The sequence below is a fragment of the Pseudomonas sp. OA65 genome (assembly GCF_017498305.1).
Classification (GTDB): Bacteria; Pseudomonadota; Gammaproteobacteria; order Pseudomonadales; family Pseudomonadaceae; genus Aquipseudomonas; species Aquipseudomonas zanjanensis.
The window spans coordinates 1-15,390 of record NZ_JAGDEZ010000070.1 but is presented as its reverse complement, the minus strand read 5'-3'; the positions used below and the strand labels follow the sequence as shown (position 1 = coordinate 15,390).

Below are 15,390 nucleotides of genomic sequence, written 5' to 3'. Positions count from 1 at the left end.
CAGGGCGGCTAGGGGCGGGCGCAAGGAAAAAGGAACAATCAGCACCCCCTGGAAACCTGGGGGCGGGGGAGTTTCCCCCCGCTCGATTGCGCAGCAATCGCAAAAAAGCCGGGGTCGCTGCGCACCCGGGCGGGAGCAAGCTCCCTCGCCACAGGGGTTCGGCTAATCCGTTCCAACACGAGGAGTCTGCATGCCAGTCATCGAATCGCACCTGGATCCCCGCAGCGCTGACTTCGCGCGCAACTACGCAGCGATGCTGGCCGGCGTCGAACAACTGCGCCAGCTCGAACAGGCCATGGTGGAGAAAGCGGCCCAGGCCCAGGGCAAGTTCGACCGGCGCGGCCAATTGTTGCCGCGCCAACGCCTGAACCTGCTGCTGGACGCCGGCGCGCCGTTTCTCGAGCTGGCGAGCCTGGCCGGCTACAAACTGCATGACGATAAGGACGGTAGCCAGGCCGGCGGCGGCTTGATCGCCGGGATCGGCTATGTGTCCGAGGTGCGAGTGCTGGTGGTGGTCAACAACAGCGCGATCAAGGGCGGCACGATTTCCCCCAGCGGCTTGCTCAAGACCCTGCGCCTGCAACAGATCGCCATGGAAAACAAACTGCCAGTGATCACCCTCGCCGAAAGTGGCGGCGCCAACCTCAATTACGCCGCGCAGATTTTCGTCGAAGGCGCGCGCTGCTTCGCCAATCAGGCACGTATGTCGGCCATGGGCCTGCCGCAGATTACCGTGGTGCATGGCTCGGCCACGGCCGGCGGGGCCTATCAACCGGGTTTGTCCGACTACGTGGTGGTGGTGCGCGACAAGGCGCGGCTGTTCCTGGCCGGGCCGCCGTTGCTCAAGGCCGCGACCGGCGAAGTGGCCAGCGAAGAAGAACTGGGCGGCGCGCTGATGCATGCACAGGTGGCCGGCACCGCCGAGTACCTGGCCGAGAACGACGCCGATGGTATACGTCTTGCCCGGGAAATCCTTGGCGTGCTGCCCTGGAACCCACAATTGCCGCCACAACCCGAACGAACCTGGAGCGAGCCGCTCTACCCCGCCGACGAATTGTTGGGGCTGGTGCCCGACGACCCGAAGAAACCCTATGACGTGCGGGAGATCATCGCCCGCATCGCCGACGGCTCGAACTTCCTGGCCTTCAAAAGCGAATTCGACGCCCAGACGATTTGCGGCCACCTGCACATTCGCGGCCATGCCTGTGGCCTGATCGGCAACAACGGACCCATCACGCCCCAGGGCGCCAGCAAGGCCGCACAGTTCATCCAACTGTGCGACCAGAGCCGCACGCCATTGCTGTTCTTGCACAACACCACCGGGTTCATGGTCGGCACCGAGTCCGAGCGACAAGGGGTGATCAAGCACGGGGCCAAGATGATCCAGGCCGTGGCCAATGCCCGGGTGCCGAAATTGACCGTCGTGGTGGGCGGCTCCTATGGCGCCGGCAACTACGCCATGTGCGGCCGCGGGCTGGACCCACGTTTCATCTTCGCCTGGCCCAACAGCCACACCGCCGTGATGGGCGGCGCCCAGGCCGGCAAGGTCCTGCGGATGATCACCGAGGCCACGCAGCTCAAGAACGGCCTGAGCCCCGACCCGAAGATGCTCGACCTGCTCGAGCAAACCACCGCGCAGAAACTCGACAGCCAATCCACCGCCCTTTACGGCAGCGCCAACCTGTGGGACGACGGGCTCATCGACCCGCGTGATACCCGCACACTGCTGGGCTACCTGCTGGACATCTGTCACGAGGCCGAACACCGGCCGCTGCAAGCCAACAGTTTTGGCGTGGCCCGTTTCTGAGCGCTGACCCCAGGAGAATAATAAGAATGATCTTCACCCAAGAACATGAAGCACTGCGGCGCACCATTCGCCAATTTGTCGACCACGACATCAACCCCTACGTCGACGAATGGGAGCGCGCCGGACGCTTCCCCATCCACGAGATTTTCCGCAAGGCCGGCGAGCTGGGCCTGCTGGGCATTTCCAAGCCGACGGCATTCGGCGGCATGGGCCTGGACTACAGCTATTCGATCGTCGCGGCCGAGGCGTTCGGCACCATTCATTGCGGCGGTGTGCCGATGTCCATTGGCGTGCAGACCGACATGTGCACTCCGGCCCTGGCCCGGTTCGGCTCCGATGAGTTGCGCGAGGCATTCCTGCGTCCGGCCATTCGCGGCGAGCAGGTGGGCTGCATCGGCGTTTCGGAAGTCGGCGCCGGCTCCGACGTCGCCGGGCTCAAGACCACGGCGCGCAAGGACGGCGACGACTACATCATCAATGGCAGCAAGATGTGGATCACCAATGCGCCGAGCGCCGATTTCATTTGTTTGCTGGCCAACACTTCGGACGACAAGCCCCACGTCAACAAATCGCTGATCATGGTGCCGATGGACAGCCCAGGCATCAGCCTCGGCCAGCACCTGGACAAACTCGGCATGCGCAGCTCGGAAACCGCCCAGGTGTTTTTCGACGACGTGCGCGTGCCACAACGCAACCGCATTGGCCAGGAAGGCGCCGGGTTCATGATGCAGATGCTGCAATTCCAGGAAGAGCGGCTGTTCGGCGCGGCCAACATGCTCAAGGGTCTGGAGCATTGCATCGACAGCACCGTCGCGTACTGCAAGGAACGCAAGACCTTCGGCACGGCCCTGATCGACAACCAGGTGATCCACTTTCGCCTGGCGGAACTGGCCAGCGAAATCGAATGCCTGCGGGCGCTGGTGTACCAGGCCACGGAGCAGTACATCCACGGCCAGGACGTCACGCGCCTGGCGTCCATGGCCAAGCTCAAGGCCGGGCGCCTGGCCCGGGAAACCACCGACAGTTGCCTGCAATACTGGGGCGGCATGGGTTTCATGTGGGACAACCCGGTCGCCCGCGCCTACCGCGACGTACGGTTGGTGTCCATCGGCGCCGGGGCGGACGAGATCATGCTGGGCATCATCTGCAAGCTCATGGGGATTTTGCCGGGGAAGAAAAAATGAGCGGTTGGCCTGGCAGGCCGCCATCGCGAGCAAGCTTTGCTCCCACAGGTGGATGCACTCACACCGGGCATTGTGGGAGCAAAGCTTGCTCGCGATGAGGCCCTGACAGCCACCACAAAAACCAGGAATGCTTCCATGCCCACCTTCAGCAAACTCCTCATCGCCAACCGCGGCGAAATCGCCTGTCGCATCCAGCGTACCGCCCAGGCCCTGGGCTACCGCACGGTGGCGGTGTTCAGCGAGGCCGACGCCGATGCGCTGCATGTGCGCATGGCCGATGAAGCCGTGCTGATCGGCCCGGCCCCGGTGCAGCAGTCCTACCTAGACCCCTCGACCATTCTCGACGCAGCCCGACGCAGCGGTGCCGATGCGATCCATCCCGGCTACGGTTTTCTTTCGGAAAATGCCGGGTTCGCCCAAGCCTGCGAAGAAGCCGGCATGGTTTTCATCGGCCCCAGCCACCAGGCCATCGACTTGATGGGCAGCAAGCGCCGCGCGAAAATCGCCATGCTCGCCGCCGGTGTTCCCTGCATCGCCGGTTACCAGGGCGCGGCCCAGGATGACGACACGCTGCAGCGCGAAGCCGAGCGCATCGGTTACCCGCTGATGATCAAGGCCAGTGCCGGTGGCGGCGGTCGCGGCATGCGCCTGGTCCAGCGCGCCGAAGACATGCTCGAACAATTGCGCAGCGCACGCTCGGAAGCCTTGCACGGTTTTGGCAGCGACGAGTTGATCCTCGAACAGGCGTTGATCGATCCACGGCATGTGGAAGTACAGATCTTCGGCGACCATCACGGTCAACTGATCCACCTGGGGGAACGGGACTGCTCGATTCAGCGGCGCCACCAGAAAATCATCGAGGAAGCGCCCTGCCCGGTCATGACCGTCGACCTGCGCCGGGCCATGGGCGAGGCAGCACTGAAGGCAGGACGCGCAGTGAATTATGTCGGTGCCGGGACCGTGGAATTCCTGCTCGCGGCGGACGGTCGGTTTTACTTTCTGGAAATGAACACGCGCTTGCAGGTCGAGCACCCCGTCACCGAATTGATCACCGGCCTGGACCTGGTGGCCTGGCAGTTGGATGTCGCCGCCGGCAAGCCGCTGCCCTTGCGCCAGGATCAGGTGACGCTCAGCGGCCATGCCCTGCAAGTGCGGCTGTACGCCGAGGACCCGGCGACGGATTTCCTGCCCCAGACAGGGCGTTTGGTGGGCTGGGAGCCGCCCACCCGCGACGGCGTGCGAATCGACCATGGCCTGCTGCAAGGCCAAGTCATCACGCCGTTCTACGATTCGCTGCTGGGCAAACTCATCGTTCACGGCGCTACCCGCGAGGAGGCCCGACGTAAATTGTTGCGAGCAGTGGAAGATTGCGTGCTGCTTGGGGTCCAGAGCAACCAGCGTTTGCTCGCAGGCTTGCTGGCACATCCGCGCTTCATCGAGGGCGACTTCGGCACCGGCTTCATCGGCCAGCACTTTGCCAATCATCCCGCGCTCCTGCCCGTCGAGCCCTCCACCGAACAACTGGCCATCGCCACGGCGGCGTTTTATCAGGCCGCGCAGGCACGGCATGCACCCGGCCTGGGCGGATGGCGCAACAGCATCGGCACGGCACGGCGTTATCGGATTGGCGTCGGGGAACACGTCTGGACGCTGAGCCTTGAGGTCGAAACCGACGGGACATTGAATATCCGCAGTGCCGAACGCCTGCTCGAACTGAAGCTGCTCGACGCTGACGCCAATGGCGCGACGCTGATGGTCGATGGGATTCGCCAGCGCCAGGCCTGGCGTCTCGATGGCCACGATCTCTGGCTGTCCACCCGCCCTGGCGGCCTGCATCTGCAGGACCGAACCCTGGCTCCGGTCGCCGCCAAGGCCAGTGCCAGTGACGGAACGCTCAAGGCGCCCATGGACGGTGCCATTGTCGAGTTGCTGGTCAGCGAAGGCAGCCCGGTGCGCCAGGGCCAACTGCTGATGGTGCTCGAAGCGATGAAAATGGAGCGTCCACTCATGGCCGACGTCGACGGCGTGGTCAAGCAATTGCAAGTCAAGCGGGGTGACCAGGTGAAAAACCGTCAGGTTTTGTTGCGTGTCGAAACAACCCACTAGTCGGATGCCTGGGGTTTGACTACGCTCAAACCCATCTGCACGCCGATACCGGGAACCCTGCGATGCCTCACTGGCTGGTGATTGATCTGGAGGCCACCACCGATGAAGGTGGCTGGCCGGTAACCGAAATGGAAATTATCGAAATCGGCGCCACGCTGGTGAATCGTGACGGCCGCGAAGTGGATCATTTCCAGCGCTTCGTGCGTCCCCAGAGACGCCCGCTGCTCACGGCTTTCTGTCGCGAACTGACCCACATCACCCAAGCCAATATCGACAGCGCCGAGCCTTTGACCGAGGTCTGGCCGGCGTTCGAGCGCTGGCTGGCGCCGTATCATCCGAAGCTGGAAAGCTGGGTCAGTTGGGGCGACTACGACCGCAAGCAACTGCTGCAGGAATGGCAGCACCAGCAGTTGCACAGTGTCCTCGGCCAAGTGCCGCACATGAACCTCAAGCAACGCTTCGCCAAGGCCCGTCGGCTGGAACGACCGCTGGGGCTCAATGGCGCGCTGCAACTGGCTGGCCTGCAATTCTGCGGTCAACAGCACCGTGCGCTGGAAGACGCGCGCAATACCGCACGGTTGTTGCCCTTGGTGCTGCCGAGTTGAGCGGTGTCCACCGCCCGGCGCGGCAGATGACGAATGTTGCAGCCTTGTGCATACTGGCCGGCCTTTTTAAGCCCCTTTTTCGAGGAATCGCCCATGTTCAAAGTCAACGAGTACTTCGACGGCACCGTCAAGTCGATCGCTTTTGGCACTGCCGAAGGCCCAGCGACCATTGGCGTCATGGCTCCGGGCGAATATGAGTTCGGCACGGCCCAACGGGAAATCATGCACGTTGTCTCCGGTGCCCTGACCGTGAAGCTGCCCGACAGCACCGACTGGGAAACCTTCGAGGCCGGCAGTCAGTTCAATGTACCGGCCAACAGCAAGTTCCAGCTCAAGGTAGCTGTCGACACTGCGTACCTGTGTGAGTACCGCGGCTGATTCGACCACAACCCTGTGGCGAGGGAGCTTGCTCCCGCTGGACTGCGCAGCAGTCCCAAAAGGCTTGGCACAATCGGCCTGACACGCCGAGGTGGCAGTTCTAGGGGCTGCTTCGCAGCCCAGCGGGAGCAAGCTCCCTCGCCACACATTTTTATTCAAGGCGCTTTTTATTCGAGCACTTCAACCGGCATGCCGACTTCAAGCCGGCCGTTGCTGTCGTTGACCAGGTTCTGGCCGAACATCGCACCGTCCGGTGTCGAACGGTATTGCTGCAACGTGGCAAAGGGTTCGCGATTCGGATCGCGTTCGCCGGTATGCGGATCGACCGTGGTCATGATGCAACGCGAGCAGGGCTTGACCAGCCGGAACTCCACCTCGCCGATACGAATGCGCTTCCAACCGTCCTCGGCAAACGCCTCGCTGCCCTCGACCACCAGATTGGGACGAAAGCGCAACATTTCCAGCGAACGACCGACCCGACTCGACAGGTCCTGCAATGAGGCCTGGCCAATCAGCAGCAGGGGGAAACCATCGGCAAAGGCGACCTTGTCGTCGTCCTTGCCATAACCGGCTGCGGTGGTGCGCGCCAGTTCCACCGGCACATGCACAAGCCGCGTGGGGTTGCCGATGAATTCACTGACCCAGGCCGCGGCCTCGTCACCGGCATCCGGCACACGCAAGGTGTCACGCCAGATGATCACGCCGCGCCGCTGCTCTTCCTGGGTAGGTGGCAACGACACGTCGATGGCGCCATGGCCGGGCGCGCTGAGCGTCAGCCCCCCCGCCTCGTTCCACAAGGCCGAAAGCTGGCTCATCTTCGCCACGGCGCGCTGGGTCAGGAACCGCCCCGTGCCCTCGTCCACCAGCATCCAGCGCCGATCGCCGTCCAGCCCGAGCTTGTCCAGGCCGATTTCCTGCAGGGGCTGGCCCTTGCCGGACTTCAACGGATACCGATACAGCGCGCTCAGCCGCAACATGGTCAACTTCCCCGGTGGCAAAAAAATGCCACCTTATACGAGCCGGCCATTGAAGCAAACCACCATCGGTTTCAGTCGAGCATCAACCGCTGGCGCACCACGTCGACCAGCTTGTCCGGCTGGAATTTGGAGAGAAAGTTGTCGCAGCCGACCTTCTTGACCATCGAGTCGTTGAAGCTGCCCGACAGCGAGGTGTGCAGTACGACATAGAGCCCGCGCAAACGCGGGTCGTTACGGATTTCGGTGGTCAGGCGGTAACCGTCCATTTCCGGCATTTCCGCGTCGGTGAAGATCATCAGCAATTTATCGGTCATGACCTCGCCGGTATCGGCCCAGGCCTTGAGCATGTTCAGGGCTTTGAGGCCGTCACTGGCGATGTGCATTTTCACGCCCAGTTGACCCAAGGTGTCGCGCAGTTGCGAGAGCGCCACATTGGAGTCGTCCACCAGCAACACTTCGCGACCACGGGCGCGCTCCAGCACCGGGTCCTCGAGTTTGTCCCGGGAGACCTTGGCGTTGTACGGCACGATTTCGGCCAGGACTTTTTCCACGTCGATGATTTCCACCAACTGATCGTCCACCTTGCTGATGGCCGTCAGGTAGTGCTCGCGGCCGGCACTGGTCGGCGGCGGCAAGATGGCTTCCCAGTTCATGTTGACGATGCGGTCGACACCGCCCACCAGGAATGCCTGAACCGAACGGTTGTATTCGGTCACGATAATGGTGCTATTGGCGCCCGGCACCAACGGACGCATGCCAATGGCCTGGGACAGGTCGATCACCGGCAGGGTCTGGCCACGCAGATTGACCACACCGCAGACGAACGGGTGACGTTGCGGCATCAACGTCAGCTTCGGCAGTTGCAGGACTTCCTGGACCTTGAACACATTAATGGCGAACAGCTGTCGACCCGCCAGGCGAAACATGAGAATTTCCAGGCGATTCTCACCCACCAGTTGGGTTCGTTGATCTACTGTGTCGAGAATGCCGGCCATCGATGACTCCTGGGCTTGTTCGGATGAATCCAATAAAACAGCTATCGGCGGCACGAGCCGAATCTTGACCCCGGATAAAATATAGCGAGGGGAATTGATATCACATTAACATCATGTTTTACTGGCTTCACGATTTCTTGACCCGCTTTTCCCGCTGCGCGACTCCGGTTTGCGCACTAAGTTCCCTCGCCTAAGGGATTCCCCTAGGCACAATCAGGTCCAACCTGATATTCCCGCTATCCAATAGCCATTAATGTGACGCCATTCTCATTGCTGAACGGAGTCAGGCTTTTGCGTGCGACCTCAGGACATCGGACCTGCTGCCTTTCGGCCGATCCCATCCGTGCAATCGCTTGCGAACTCGCCTTCGCGCAACGGCACGGGCGTGTCGTCGCGCGTCCGTCCGCGGTCGACCTTGAGACCCAGCCGTTCGCCATACACGGTTTCCTTTCGCCTGACATGATGTTGTGGAGATAAGCATGCCGAACGATCGTAGGAACTGGAATCAACGTCTTCCCGAATTTCTGATCGAGGCCGAGACGCTGTTGGCCAAGTCGGAGGAATGCCTGAGCCATCTGCAATTGATCAACAACGACAAGGACGCCATCGATTGCATGCTCAGCACCTTGCTGAAGCTGTCGAACAAAGCCAATGCCCTGGCGCTGGAAGCCGTCTCGGAGTTTTCCCTGCATATCCATGGCTTGCTCAGCCATGCACAGGACCACATGGAGTTGCACGACCAGGCCCTGGACGCGCTGAAGGATTGCTTCACCCTGATGGCCTGGCAGTTGGAATTGGTCGATCACACCACCGGCCAGTTGGGCCTGGACAGCAGCGAACAGACCTCTTTGATCGAGGCATTCGCTTTTCAGGTAGGCCAGAATCCCGGCCAGGCATTGGCCGCATCACGTCCGCTGGCGTTGGTGTCCTATCCCCATAAACAAGCCTGAAACGATGGCGATGTGCCTTATCCACAATACGTTCACAGCACCATGCCGAGCGCGACCAGCGATAGGCGAAGTGGTACTATCTCCTGCGTCAGCCACTTCACGACAGCGCCATAAAAGCCGTCGACCGAAGCCGTCTCCGACCTGATACGTTTACCCCGACCCGGCCTGTCAGATGCGCTGACCGGCCTGCCCGCAGCGAACATTCATTGGCTCCATCCGCTATGCACGCCAGCCTCAAGTCATTTATCACCTGGCCTCCTTCCCGAGATAACGCCCGTCGCTTCACATTACTACTGTGCATCTGCTCGACCCTCGGCTGCCTGCTGGCCTACCTGTACGCCCACACGGTACCGCTGGGCCTGGTGGCCCTGAATGTCGCGGCCTTGAGCTGTGTCTGGATTCACCATCGATTGTCACGCAAATCCATCAAGTTCCAGCCCCAGGAGCTGGCCGACCGACTGCTGGAGGTCCAAGAGAATGAGCGCCATCGGCTCAGCCGCGAATTGCACGACGACATTGGCCAGTTACTGACCGCCGCGAAACTGCAAGGCGAATGGCTCAAGCGGCGGATGCCGGAAGAATTGCAAGACCAGTGCACACTCCTGTGCGAGACCTTGGACGAAACCCTCAATAAGGTCCGTGATGTATCGGCGATCCTCAACCCGCGGGAACTGACCAGTCTCGGGCTTGAAGCCAGTCTGCGGGCACATCTGCTCAAGACTCTGGCCAACGTCCCAGTGAAGTGGAGCCTCGAATGCCAGCAGCGCATGACAGGCATCCCGGAGGAGATGTCGGTGGCGGTGTTCCGGATCACCCAGGAAGCGGTCACCAATATCTTGCGCCATGCCCGGGCGACGAATTTGCTGGTACGCCTGCAACGCTTGCCCGACGGCCTGACCCTGCTGATCAGCGACGATGGCCTGGGTTTTGCGCCCGCCAGCCACCCCGCTCGCGAAGGTCAGCGGGGCATGGCCGGCATGTCGGAGCGGGTCGAACAATTGGGCGGCACCCTCAAGGTCATCAGCGAGGCCGGCAAAGGTACCCACATCGAAGCACGCTTTCCCTGGGCGCCGCGTGCCCTGGCACGAGCCAGTAAGAATAAGGTTCTCCTTTGATTTGTAATTTGCTTCTGGTAGATGACCACTCCCTGATCAGGGCCGGCGTACGAGCCCTGGTCATGGATATCCCAGGTTATGCCGTGATCGGCGAAGCCAATGACGGCACGCAATTGGTGGAGTTGGTAGAGCGACTGAACCCCGACATCGTGCTGCTGGACATTTCCATGAAGGACACCAGCGGCCTGGACGCCTTGCAACAGCTCAAGCGGGTGCGCCCCCACAGCAAGGTGCTGATCCTGTCGATGCATACGGATCCGGCGCTGATCATGCAGGCGCTGGAATCAGGAGCCCATGGCTACCTGCTCAAGGACACCACCGCCACTGAGCTGGAACACGCCCTGGAGGCGCTGCGCAATAACGAACGCTACCTGAGCCCGGCCATCGCCCATACCGTGATCAACCAGGCGCTGACCCGTGCCCAGAAACATCAACCGGCCCCTGCCCAGACTCACAATCTGACCGCACGCCAGTTGGAGATCCTGCGGCTGATCGTGCGCGGCAAGTCCACCCGGGAAATCGCCAACGGCCTGAACCTGAGCATCAAGACCGTGGAAACCCACCGGGCGCAAATCATGAAGCGCCTGCAGATCCATGACGTGGCCGGCCTTGTGCTGTTTGCGGTGCGCGAGCAAATCATCAGCCTGGACGATTAAGCGCCATCGCGCCGCTCAACAGTGGCGAATCGGACGGCAGGTGCAGCCGCAACGCCTTTGGACGCACAGTGAAGCGCAGGGTGTCGACCTGCAACGGCTCGCCATCGAGATTGATGTCCAGGCCTTGCGCGACCTTGATTTCCACCCAGGGCAAGCGTGCGCGGACAAACATGTTGTCGATACCCAGGCCGCCCGCCAGCAAGTCCTTCAAGGTACTGACCACTTCCTGGGGGGCCGGCAGGATGCTGATGTCCAGCAACCCATCATCCGCCAACGCCTCCGGGCACAGCACATGACCTCCCCCCGCCTGCCGGCCATTGCCGATGCCCAGCGCGAGCAAATCGCCCTGCCAATGGAAATCGGGACCCTGCAGCTCACCATAGGCGGCACTCAGCTCACTGAATCGCGACAGGCCCGTGAACAGATAGGCTGCGCCGCCCAAGACCTTCTTGAGGTCTTCGGAAGTGTTCGCCGTCACTTGGCTGCCGAAACCACCGGTGGCCATGTTCAGGAAAATCCGCCCGCCAACTTCGCCCACATCTACGGCCTGCGGTGCCACGTCCAATAAATCCATGGCTTGAGCAGGTTCCAACGGCACACCGGCCGCCCGGGCGAAATCGTTGGCCGTGCCCAGCGGCAACAGGACCAGGCTGGCATCGCTGGACTTGTAGGCGATCGCTTCGGCGATATCACGCAAAGTCCCATCACCGCCGCCGGCGATCAGACGTGTATACCCGGCAGCCAGTGCTTCATCGACCCAGCGCTGGGCATCACCGGCTTCCCAGGTCAGCCGTACCGCCAGGTCCCAGCCCTGCTCGCGCTTGAGCATCACTGCCGAGCGAACCTCTTCGTTGAGCGCTTGCTTGCCATGCAAAATCAACAGCGCCTTGCCTTTGCTCATCGTGGTCTCCGTCATTGGAAGGTTCAGGCATGGGACCGCTCATTCGAGCGAAAAAGCCCAGTGCGCCTCAATTTTTTAAAAGCGCAGGACGGCTCGTCCGACCGATATGCCCTGATTCGAAGAGTTTTCTTACAAGATCTGGCGAATCAGCTCAATTGACCCTCTAGCGGTATTAAGACACCTTGGGTTCATGTTTTGTTGGATCGCTTAAACCCTCATCACACAAGGAAGCATGCTCCCATGGATGGATACGTCACGGCCCGCAGGGGCCGGATCACTCGCTCGAACAGTTATGGCCAAGGGGATGGACCGTCCCATGCATAACCGTGAATACAAGCTGTCGCCCCGGCAGCTCGCATCCTTTGGAAGCGGGCGGGCCGATACTCGAAACGAATGCAAAAGTTGCAGCAATCCCGTTGGAGGAATCGATTTGGAACCGCGCGTCGTTGAACTGGAAACCCACCTCAAATACATCCGCAAAGACATGGATGAAATTCGCACCGACGTCAAGGTGATCCGCCACAGGCTGGCCTACTCGGCTGGCGCCGCGGCGGTGGTGCTCGGCCTGCTGGGCTGGGTCGCCAACAACCGATTCGATCAGTTGGTGATGCTGCTCACGCGATAAAGGCGAGGCGTGCCCAAAGGCCCGAGCGTCCCACTCGGGCCAGAGAACACCTGGCAGGCGCGCTAGCCCAGGACTTCGCTCAAGGGGATGAAGCCCACTTCGTCACCCTCCACCAGCGTCTGTCCCTCGAGCACCTCGACTAATCCTTCGGCCCAGGCCGCGCTGCGCAGCACCCCCGAGCTCTGATTCCGGTAGATGACCGCTCGACCATTCTCCATGCGGCCTCGCAGGTATTCTCGACGACTGCCCGCCTTCGGCCAGGCGAAACCGGCCGGCACCTTGAACTTGAGCGGCGTCACCGACTGAACGCCTTGGCGTCTCAACAGGTAAGGCCTTGCCAGCAGTGCGAACGTCACGAGGGTCGACGCGGGATTTCCAGGCAGGCCTATGACCGGCACGCCACGGTAATGCCCGAACGTCAGCGGCTTACCTGGCTTGATGGCGAGCTTCCACAGTGTCAGCTCACCGTCCTCACGCAAGGCGATGCCGAGGAAGTCCGCCTCCCCCACCGAGACACCACCGGTGGACAGGATCAGATCGACATCCGACAACTGCGCCAAGCGCTCGCGGGTGGCCGGCAAATCGTCGGGCAGGATACCGGCATCAACCACCTCACAATCCAGGCGTTGTAGCCAACCACACAGCAGCACGCGGTTGCTGTTATAGATCTGGCCGGGCCCCAAAGCCTGACCGGGCTCGACCAGCTCATCCCCCGTGGACAGAACAGCGACGCGGACCTTGCGCACCACGCCCAGCGATGCACAGCCCAAGGATGCCGCCAAGCCCAGCTCGATCGGACCCAGGCGAGTGCCGGCAGAGAGGACCTGCTCGCCAACGGTGGTTTCCTGCCCTTGAGGGCGAATGTTCTGTCCATTGACCATGGGTTCGGTAAACCGCACCCGCTGGTCGCTTTCAACCACGGCGTTTTCCTGCATCTCGACGCAATCGGCACCGGCAGGGACTGGCGCCCCCGTGAAAATCCGCGCACACGTGCCAGCGGCCAGGGGCTCCGGCGCCTGCCCGGCAAAAATCCGCTGGCTGACCACCAACGGCTCGCCGTTCCAATCCGCCAGCCGCAAGGCATAGCCATCCATGGCGCTGTTGGGCCATGGCGGCAGATCAAGGGTCGATACCAGATCCTCGGCCAGCACTCGTCCTGACGCGGCGGCCAATGGCAAATGCTCGCGCTGGACAATCGGTGCATTCGCCGCCATTTCGAGCAGTCGCTCCAACGCCACCTCAACGGCCATCAAGGCCCCGGCCTTGCCCGGTTTACCCACGGGATTCACAAGGCGCTGCCTGTTTCAAATGGGCCACGAAGTTGCATGGTCGATGCCGCGCATCCAATTGTTCGGCCAGGATCCCATCCCATCCGGTACGCACCGCATTGGTCGAACCCGGGAGGCAGCACACCAGCGTGCCATTGGCCAGGCCCGCCAGCGCGCGCGACTGCACGGTGGAAGTGCCAATGTCGGCCACGGATATCTGCCGAAACAACTCGCCAAAGCCATCGACCTGCTTGTCCAGCAGGCACGTGACGGCTTCCGGCGTACTGTCACGCCCCGTGAAACCGGTGCCGCCGGTGATCAGCACCACTTGCACCACGTCCTCGGCAATCCAGGTCGCGACTTGTGCCCGGATCTTGTACAAATCATCTTTGAGCAGGACCCGTGCCGCCAGGTTGTGACCCGCCGCCGTGAGCCGATCGACGAAGACCTGCCCGGACGTATCGGTTTCCAGGGTACGGGTGTCGCTGACAGTCAGCACCGCGATATTGAGCGGCACGAAAGGTACATCAGCCTTGGCTTTCATAGGCTCGTCCAGTTGTGAAGGAAACAGCCCGGTGTTATATCACAGCGCTTCATTTTTTCGCCCGTGCGGAGACACGCCATGACCTCGGAAACGCCACTGCCATCCTGCTCCATTCTGCTCCTGGCGGGCGGGCGCGGACAACGCATGGGCGGCCAGGACAAGGGCTTGGTGCAATGGCAAGGCGAACCGCTGATTGCCCATCTCCATCGCCAGACCCGCGCCATGAGCGATGACCTGATCATTTCCTGCAACCGCAATGCGCAACGTTATGCACCGTATGCCGATCAGTTGGTGCACGATGAGGAAGGTGATTTTCCCGGGCCATTGGCGGGCATCCGCGCAGGTCTGAAGGCCGCGAGATACTCCTACCTCTTGGTGCTGCCATGCGACGTGCCGCAAATCGACGCAAGCCTGCTCGACAATATGCGCAGGACGGCCAGCCAGCACCCCGACCAACCGCTGATGGTGCGCCACGGCGAGCATTGGGAACCGCTGCTGTGTGTCATCCCGTTGGCCCTGGCAGCACGATTCGAACAGGCCTGGAACGAAGGCGAACGCAGCCCTGGCCGCATCATGCGCGCGCTGCACGCCGTTGCCTTGCAATGCCCAGCCGACGATCCGCGGCTGGCCAATCTGAACACCCCGGAACTGCTGGCCCTACATAAAGGCGTGTCAGATTGACACTAGCCAGGAACTTGCGCGCAATGTATACGTCTGAAGGTCAGTAACTTGAAGAATCCATTTCGGAGAAACACCATGACACAACGGACCCTCGCCACGTTCATGCTCGCTCTGGGCCTCGCCACCCTTGCCGGGTGCGCTTCGCCAACAGTGATCACCTTGAATGACGGTCGCGAAATCCAGGCCGTCGACACCCCACATTACGATGAAGAAAGCGGCTTCTACGAATTCGAGCAACTGGATGGCAAGCAGACTCGCGTGAACAAGGATCAGGTTCGTACCGTTAAGGATTTGTAATCTGTAACGCTGCTGCCCGATGTCGCTAAAAAACGGCGCTTCCTGAAGAGGGAGGCGCCGTTTTTTTTGGGGCTTGGTTTTGGGTGTATATCCGTCCTTTGCGTAACGGCTACTTATGGTTCCGCTCTTACAGCGGGTCACTTTCGAAAAGCGCGAAAGTAACCAAAGCGCTCATGCCCCACCACTCGGTGCCTCGCCTAGGCTCGGCATGCCTGAACGAAGGCATTGCTCCGTGGGCCGCCGCGAAGGGCCATCCATGGCCCAGCGCGGCTAACCCGGCATCCATGCCGGGTTGCCCACT

General features: G+C 61.6%; 16 protein-coding genes. 11 read left to right on the top strand and 5 right to left on the bottom strand.

Features of this window, described 5'->3' with window-relative positions:
- Window positions 1-190 precede the first annotated feature (190 nt).
- From atuC to J3361_RS28650, 5 genes are all read left to right on the top strand, one after another.
- Window positions 191-1,807 (top strand): geranyl-CoA carboxylase subunit beta, encoded by a 1,617-nt coding sequence (gene atuC, locus J3361_RS28670; protein WP_207967361.1) that lies wholly within the window; start codon window positions 191-193, stop codon window positions 1,805-1,807.
- Between the two features lie 26 nt (window positions 1,808-1,833).
- Entirely contained in the window at window positions 1,834-2,991 is a 1,158-nt protein-coding gene (atuD, locus tag J3361_RS28665; protein ID WP_207967360.1) for a citronellyl-CoA dehydrogenase, read from the top strand.
- Window positions 2,992-3,126: 135 nt separating this feature from the next.
- Window positions 3,127-5,097, top strand: coding sequence for an acetyl/propionyl/methylcrotonyl-CoA carboxylase subunit alpha (locus tag J3361_RS28660; protein ID WP_207967359.1), 1,971 nt, complete (start codon window positions 3,127-3,129; stop codon window positions 5,095-5,097).
- A gap of 62 nt (window positions 5,098-5,159) precedes the next feature.
- Window positions 5,160-5,702, top strand: coding sequence for an exonuclease domain-containing protein (locus tag J3361_RS28655; RefSeq protein ID WP_207967358.1), 543 nt, complete (start codon window positions 5,160-5,162; stop codon window positions 5,700-5,702).
- Window positions 5,703-5,795: 93 nt separating this feature from the next.
- Window positions 5,796-6,080: a pyrimidine/purine nucleoside phosphorylase gene (locus tag J3361_RS28650; RefSeq protein WP_014337306.1), complete on the top strand. Its 285-nt coding sequence runs from the start codon at window positions 5,796-5,798 to the stop codon at window positions 6,078-6,080.
- Between the two features lie 167 nt (window positions 6,081-6,247).
- On the opposite strand, the gene J3361_RS28645 is transcribed toward J3361_RS28650, so the two are convergent.
- Complete coding sequence (locus J3361_RS28645; RefSeq protein WP_207967357.1) at window positions 6,248-7,057, bottom strand: MOSC domain-containing protein; 810 nt, start codon at window positions 7,055-7,057, stop codon at window positions 6,248-6,250.
- Window positions 7,058-7,128: 71 nt separating this feature from the next.
- Window positions 7,129-8,052 (bottom strand): chemotaxis protein CheV, encoded by a 924-nt coding sequence (locus tag J3361_RS28640; protein WP_053120553.1) that lies wholly within the window; start codon window positions 8,050-8,052, stop codon window positions 7,129-7,131.
- 479 nt (window positions 8,053-8,531) lie between these two features.
- Here J3361_RS28640 and J3361_RS28635 point away from each other — a divergent pair, with 479 nt between their 5' ends.
- The 3 genes from J3361_RS28635 (at window position 8,532) to J3361_RS28625 (ending at window position 10,773) form a co-directional block, all read left to right on the top strand.
- Window positions 8,532-9,002 (top strand): hypothetical protein, encoded by a 471-nt coding sequence (locus J3361_RS28635; protein WP_207967356.1) that lies wholly within the window; start codon window positions 8,532-8,534, stop codon window positions 9,000-9,002.
- A gap of 221 nt (window positions 9,003-9,223) precedes the next feature.
- Window positions 9,224-10,117 carry a sensor histidine kinase gene (locus J3361_RS28630; RefSeq protein WP_207967363.1) on the top strand — a complete coding sequence of 298 codons (894 nt, stop codon included), beginning with the start codon at window positions 9,224-9,226 and terminating at the stop codon, window positions 10,115-10,117.
- Window positions 10,114-10,773 carry a response regulator transcription factor gene (locus J3361_RS28625; RefSeq protein WP_207967355.1) on the top strand — a complete coding sequence of 220 codons (660 nt, stop codon included), beginning with the start codon at window positions 10,114-10,116 and terminating at the stop codon, window positions 10,771-10,773. Before J3361_RS28630 ends, J3361_RS28625 begins: the two co-directional genes overlap by 4 nt.
- On the opposite strand, the gene yegS is transcribed toward J3361_RS28625, so the two are convergent.
- Entirely contained in the window at window positions 10,757-11,674 is a 918-nt protein-coding gene (yegS, locus tag J3361_RS28620; RefSeq protein WP_207967354.1) for a lipid kinase YegS, read from the bottom strand. The genes J3361_RS28625 and yegS overlap by 17 nt on opposite strands.
- 316 nt (window positions 11,675-11,990) lie before the next feature.
- Here yegS and J3361_RS29655 point away from each other — a divergent pair, with 316 nt between their 5' ends.
- Window positions 11,991-12,299, top strand: a complete 309-nt coding sequence (locus J3361_RS29655; protein ID WP_243459067.1) for a hypothetical protein — start codon at window positions 11,991-11,993, stop codon at window positions 12,297-12,299.
- A gap of 62 nt (window positions 12,300-12,361) precedes the next feature.
- On the opposite strand, the gene glp is transcribed toward J3361_RS29655, so the two are convergent.
- Window positions 12,362-13,549 carry a gephyrin-like molybdotransferase Glp gene (gene glp / locus J3361_RS28610; protein WP_207967362.1) on the bottom strand — a complete coding sequence of 396 codons (1,188 nt, stop codon included), beginning with the start codon at window positions 13,547-13,549 and terminating at the stop codon, window positions 12,362-12,364.
- 22 nt (window positions 13,550-13,571) lie between these two features.
- On the bottom strand, window positions 13,572-14,111 hold the full coding sequence (gene moaB, locus J3361_RS28605; protein WP_207967353.1) for a molybdenum cofactor biosynthesis protein B: 540 nt from the start codon (window positions 14,109-14,111) through the stop codon (window positions 13,572-13,574).
- A 78-nt stretch (window positions 14,112-14,189) separates the two neighbouring features.
- Here moaB and mobA point away from each other — a divergent pair, with 78 nt between their 5' ends.
- Window positions 14,190-14,792 (top strand): molybdenum cofactor guanylyltransferase MobA, encoded by a 603-nt coding sequence (gene mobA / locus J3361_RS28600; protein WP_207967352.1) that lies wholly within the window; start codon window positions 14,190-14,192, stop codon window positions 14,790-14,792.
- 75 nt (window positions 14,793-14,867) lie between these two features.
- Window positions 14,868-15,089 (top strand): YgdI/YgdR family lipoprotein, encoded by a 222-nt coding sequence (locus J3361_RS28595; protein ID WP_003199454.1) that lies wholly within the window; start codon window positions 14,868-14,870, stop codon window positions 15,087-15,089.
- Window positions 15,090-15,390 lie beyond the last annotated feature (301 nt).

Excerpts from the sequence above, each read along its gene's own strand:
- atuC (WP_207967361.1), top strand. The coding sequence starts at position 191 with ATGCCAGTCATCGAATCGCACCTGGATCCCCGCAGCGCTGACTTCGCG.
- atuD (WP_207967360.1), top strand. The coding sequence starts at position 1,834 with ATGATCTTCACCCAAGAACATGAAGCACTGCGGCGCACCATTCGCCAA.
- J3361_RS28660 (WP_207967359.1), top strand. The coding sequence starts at position 3,127 with ATGCCCACCTTCAGCAAACTCCTCATCGCCAACCGCGGCGAAATCGCC.
- J3361_RS28655 (WP_207967358.1), top strand. The coding sequence starts at position 5,160 with ATGCCTCACTGGCTGGTGATTGATCTGGAGGCCACCACCGATGAAGGT.
- J3361_RS28650 (WP_014337306.1), top strand. The coding sequence starts at position 5,796 with ATGTTCAAAGTCAACGAGTACTTCGACGGCACCGTCAAGTCGATCGCT.
- J3361_RS28645 (WP_207967357.1), bottom strand. The coding sequence starts at position 7,057 with ATGTTGCGGCTGAGCGCGCTGTATCGGTATCCGTTGAAGTCCGGCAAG.
- J3361_RS28640 (WP_053120553.1), bottom strand. The coding sequence starts at position 8,052 with ATGGCCGGCATTCTCGACACAGTAGATCAACGAACCCAACTGGTGGGT.
- J3361_RS28635 (WP_207967356.1), top strand. The coding sequence starts at position 8,532 with ATGCCGAACGATCGTAGGAACTGGAATCAACGTCTTCCCGAATTTCTG.
- J3361_RS28630 (WP_207967363.1), top strand. The coding sequence starts at position 9,224 with ATGCACGCCAGCCTCAAGTCATTTATCACCTGGCCTCCTTCCCGAGAT.
- yegS (WP_207967354.1), bottom strand. The coding sequence starts at position 11,674 with ATGAGCAAAGGCAAGGCGCTGTTGATTTTGCATGGCAAGCAAGCGCTC.
- J3361_RS29655 (WP_243459067.1), top strand. The coding sequence starts at position 11,991 with ATGCATAACCGTGAATACAAGCTGTCGCCCCGGCAGCTCGCATCCTTT.
- glp (WP_207967362.1), bottom strand. The coding sequence starts at position 13,549 with ATGGCCGTTGAGGTGGCGTTGGAGCGACTGCTCGAAATGGCGGCGAAT.
- moaB (WP_207967353.1), bottom strand. The coding sequence starts at position 14,111 with ATGAAAGCCAAGGCTGATGTACCTTTCGTGCCGCTCAATATCGCGGTG.
- mobA (WP_207967352.1), top strand. The coding sequence starts at position 14,190 with ATGACCTCGGAAACGCCACTGCCATCCTGCTCCATTCTGCTCCTGGCG.
- J3361_RS28595 (WP_003199454.1), top strand. The coding sequence starts at position 14,868 with ATGACACAACGGACCCTCGCCACGTTCATGCTCGCTCTGGGCCTCGCC.